General features: G+C 66.9%; 3 protein-coding genes and 1 pseudogene. All 4 read right to left on the bottom strand.

Translation table 11 applies throughout. The features are described 5' to 3' along the window. The coding region (locus tag OXN85_04190) for an ABC transporter permease (GenBank protein MCY3599156.1) at positions 1-1,135 on the bottom strand (1,135 nt) is incomplete at its 3' end. Positions 1,136-1,156: 21 nt separating this feature from the next. Further along, positions 1,157-2,401, bottom strand: a complete 1,245-nt coding sequence (locus tag OXN85_04185) for an ABC transporter permease (GenBank protein ID MCY3599155.1) — start codon at positions 2,399-2,401, stop codon at positions 1,157-1,159. Between the two features lie 297 nt (positions 2,402-2,698). Further along, positions 2,699-3,352 (bottom strand): annotated as a pseudogene (locus tag OXN85_04180) (ABC transporter ATP-binding protein). Positions 3,353-3,375: 23 nt separating this feature from the next. Further along, on the bottom strand, positions 3,376-4,689 hold the full coding sequence (locus OXN85_04175) for an efflux RND transporter periplasmic adaptor subunit (GenBank protein MCY3599154.1): 1,314 nt from the start codon (positions 4,687-4,689) through the stop codon (positions 3,376-3,378). Positions 4,690-4,714 lie beyond the last annotated feature (25 nt).

The following is a 4,714-nucleotide window of genomic DNA, read 5'->3' as shown; positions in this document are numbered from 1 at the left end:
ACACGAGCAGGCCGCCGATCAGCATCCCCGTCGTGCCGCCGAGCAGGGTGAGCGTGGCGGCCTCGACGAGGAACTGCCACATGATGTCCCGCCTCCGGCTGCCCATCGCCTTGCGCAGCCCGATCTCGCGGGTTCGCTCCGTCACGGAGATCATCATGATCCCGATCACCCCGACGCCCCCGACGAGGAGGCCGATGCTCGACAGTCCCACCATGGCCGCGAAAAGGATGCCCGTCAGCTGGCCCCACAGATTCATGATCTGGTCGGAGGTGATGAACGCGAAGTCATCCTCCTCGCCCGGCTTCAATCCGCGCAGTTGCCGCATGCGCGCGCGGGTCGCATCCAGCGCCGTCTCAAGATCCGCTTCGGCTTCCGGTCGCACCAGCAGGCCGATCTGGCGGTCCCATACGCGCAGCACCTTGTCCGCCGTCGGGAAGGGGAGCCACACGTAGTGCGTCGCCAAGCCCGCGAAGAGGTTGGCCGGCGGACGGTACACGCCGATCACGCGGACCCTGGATCCTTCGCTGCGCCGGGAGATCCGAATGTCGCGTCCAAGCGGATCCCGGCTCCCGAACAAGCCCACCGCCGTGGCCGAATCGATGACCGCGACCGTCGCGCGCCGATCGGCTTCGAGCTGCGTGAACCAGCGGCCGGAGATGATGTCGCCGCTCGAGATCTCCAGGTAGTCGGGGCCGACGGCGTAGAGCGAGATCTCGACGCGCTCCGATCCCACGCTCGCCTCGTAGCCCGATCCCGCCAGGTCTACCATCGCCGCTGCGCTACCGATTTCCGGAATCTGCGCAATGTCCTTCGCCCACTCAGGCTTCAGCGGTGGGTTACTGAAGAAATCGTTCTCCGCATCGTCGAGTGGACCGGCGGTGAAGTCGATGGACGAGAAGTCAAAATGGACGATGTTGAACGTCGTCATCCCGTTCGGAGCGACCAACTCCGAGAAGCTCCGGTTGACGCCGGTAATCACCGCCGCCATCACCATGACGACGAGCACGCCGATCGTCACGCCGAGGATCGTGAGACCGCTCCGGACCTTGTTTGCGCCGAGGGAATCGAAGGCGACGGCGATCCCCTCCGTGACCGTCGTAACAAGACCCATGCCACCCCGCCGCGACGCCTTCATCGCGAAATCATCCCGGCGCCGTCACTCGAACCGAAGGGCTTCGATCGGGTCGAGCCGGGCGGCGCGGTAGGCGGGGTAGAGCCCGGAGGCGATACCGACGCCGAGTCCGAGGACGAGCGAGACGATCATCGCGGGCACCGAGACCGCGGCCGGGAGCGACCAGATCCTCTCGACGAGGAACGCCATCCCGAATCCGGTCCCGATGCCGAGCGCCGCCCCTGCGATCGAGAGCGTGGACGCCTCGGTCAGGAACTGGAACAGGACGTCCCGCCGCCGCGCCCCGAGCGACTTGCGGAGTCCGATCTCGCGCGTCCGGTCCGTAACCGAGAGCAGCATGATGTTCATGATCACGATCCCCCCCACGACGAGCGAGATGCCGACCAGACCGGGCAGGGCGGTCATGAGGACCCGGTTTACGGTCGCCCATACGTCGAGCACGGCGCTGGAGGTATCGATGCCGAAGTCGTTGGGCTGGGACGGCCGCAGCCGGCGGAAGGTCCGCATCGCCCCCTCGACTTCGGCGATGGCCGGTTCCAGTTCCTCGGCCGAATTGACCTTGACCGTGATTCCGTCGACCTCCAGCCGCCGGCGCGTGACTGTGCGCTGAAAGGTCTCGAACGGGATGAGAATGGCGGCGTCGCGAATATTCCCCGCGAAACCGCCCTGCCGTTCGAGGACGCCGACGACCCGGAAGCGATGTCCCCCCGCCCGGATGCGTTTGTCGATGGGTGACGTCGTGGGGAAGAGCCGCTCGGCGATCTGCGATCCGATGACGGCGACCGCGAGCGCCTGGGTGTCGTCGATGGCGGTGAGGCCGCGGCCCTCTTCCACCTTCCACCCCTGGACTGCCTCGTACTCCGGCGAGCCTCCGATGATGCGCACGTTGCGCCGCTCGTACTGACCGTAACGAACCGAGCCGGCGAACGAATTGGCATAATACGCGAGGTACCGGGCGTTTGGCGCCGCGTCCTGCACGACCTCTACGTCGCGCATGGTCAGTTCGGGATTGCTCCGCCACCGCCGACGCTCCGCTTCGTCGATCTCGCCTGTCTGAATCTGTGGCCGCCGCACGACGGTGAACGTGTTCACGCCGAAGAGGGAGCCCGCGAAATCGTCCCGAACGTAGTTGTTCAAGCCTTCGACGATCGCGATCACGGCGATGAGAAACGTGATCCCGATGCTGATGCCGAGGAGCGCGAAGAACGACTTCAGCTTCTGCGCCCGGACCTGTTGCAGCGACAGGCGAATGCCCTCCCAGAATCTCATCGACGGAGAGTCGCGCGGCCGCTAGCGGCCACCATCCACGGGTGGTGTGGTCGGAGGTGCCCACGGGTTCGAGATCGGACGCGGGGTTCCCGGGGTCGGAGGGGTCGCCTCGGGCGCCGCCGGGTCCACCGGGGCTGCCGTCGGTGGAGGCGTCGGCTTGGGCTCGGACACCGCCTCCAGAGTCGGGGCCGGAGCGGGCTCGGGCTCGGGGCTCGCCGGCGGGTCCGCCGCGACCGGAGTTGCCGTGGGCTGCTTGAGGCCGCGCGCGAGGTAGTAGTCCACCGACATCTGCGCCTCGACCTTGCCGTCGACGAGCGTGATCACGCGCTGGGAGCGGGCCGCGATGTCGTACTCGTGCGTGACCATGATGATGGTCTGCCCGTTCTCGTGCAGCGTGTCGAAGACATCCATGATCTCCTCGGAGGTCGAGGAGTCGAGGTTGCCCGTCGGCTCGTCCGCGAGGAGGATCGAGGGGTCGTTGACGAGCGCCCTCGCGATGGCCACGCGCTGGCGCTGACCGCCGGAGAGTTCGTTGGGCTTGTGGTCCATCCGGTCGGCCAGCTGAACGATCTCAAGCGCCTGCGCCGCCCGCTGCTGCCGGTCCCGGCTCGATACTCCCGCGTAGATGAGCGGCAGTTCCACGTTGTGCAGCGCCGTCGCCCTCGGCAGGAGGTTGAAGGTCTGGAACACGAAACCGATCTCCCGGTTTCGAATCCGGGCCAGGTTGTCGTCGCTCAGATCCTGGACCGCCTGCCCGTTGAGGACGTACTCCCCGCTCGTCGGGGAGTCGAGGCAGCCAATCATATTCATGAGCGTCGACTTGCCCGAGCCCGAAGGCCCCATGATCGACACGTACTGGTTCCGGAGGATCTCGATGTCCACGCCCGCCAGCGCGTGCACCGTCTCCGTGCCCATCACGTACTCCTTCCTCAGGTCGCGCGTGACGATGATCGACTCCATCCGTCCGTTCCCGCTCATCGTCCGTTCTCCCCGTTGACCGCGGCGTCGCTCCCTTCGCCACCGTCTTCGCGGTTGGCGGCCGCCCCGGGGGCTGGCCCGTCGATCCGGATCCGGCTTCCGTCGCTGAGTTCGCGGATCGCCTGGAACGAGCCGGAGACGACGGTCGTGCCCACTTCGATCCCGGACACGACCTCGAAGTAGTTCTCGCCGGCGATCCCGATCTGCACGGGCCGGAAGCGGACGATGTCGCCCTCCACGACGAAGACGCCCTCGATGTCCCGCACCGCGTCGGAGCTCGGCGCGCTCGGCACGTTCTCGTTCGGGATCTCCTCGTACTCATCCGCATCCATCAGCGTGAGCGCCGTGATGGGGATGCTGGGCACGTCGTCGCGGGTGGCCGTGATCACGTCGGCGGTGGCCGACAGGTCCGGCCTGATCCCTTCTGGAGGCGCGCGCAGTTCGATCTTGACCTCGAAGTCGATCGCCTGGGCGGAACCGCCGGACGTGGCCGGATTCAGGGGGACGATCGAGCTGTTGCCGATCTCGGTGACGGTCCCCACGAAACGCCGGTTCGGAAAGGCGTCGATCTCTACGTAGGCCGAGTCGCCGATGGAAATGTCGGGCACGTCGGTCTCGTCCACCTCGATCACGGCCTCCATGACAGAGAGGTCCGCGACCGTCAGCAGCACGGTCCCCGGGTTGTTCATCGTCCCGACGATCGCGGTCTCGCCGCGTTCGACGTTGAGCCGCGTGATCCGGCCCGACATCGGCGCCCGGATCGTGGTCTTCCCGAGCCGGTCCCGTTCCTGGTCGAGGTTCGCCTCGGCCTGTTGGACCGAATGCTCCGAAGCCTCGAAGAGCCGCTGCTGGACCTCGGCGTTCGTCACCGCCTGCTCGACCTCCGCCTCGGTCACGAAGTCGGTGCCCCGCCCCTGCAACGCGGTGAGACGGTCCGCGTCCCGCTGCGCCTGCTGGTAGGCGGCCCGCTGCTGGGCGAGGGTAGCCTGCGCCTGTGCGACGCCGGCCTCCGCCCGATCGACCGCCGCCCGGAAGAGAGCGGGGTCGATCTGCAGCAGGAGGTCTCCCTCCTCTACGTCCTGCCCTTCCTCGACCGGGAGTTCGATGATCCGCCCGGCGACATCCGTGGTGATGTCCACATGTGTCTTGGGCTCTATGTGGCCCGTCGCGGAGACATCGTCGACGAGATCCCGCAACCCGACGGCCTCCACGCGGACTTCGACGGCGCCGCGCCCTTGCCGCTGCATGGCGAGGAATCCCATGGTCGCGAGAAGTCCAACGACGACGACCGCGATGATCGCTTTCTTCATCCTGTACAAGGACCTTTATTTCGAG

Source organism: Candidatus Palauibacter australiensis (assembly GCA_026705295.1).
Classification (GTDB): Bacteria; Gemmatimonadota; Gemmatimonadetes; order Palauibacterales; family Palauibacteraceae; genus Palauibacter; species Palauibacter australiensis.
This window is presented reverse-complemented; position numbering and strand designations above follow the sequence as displayed.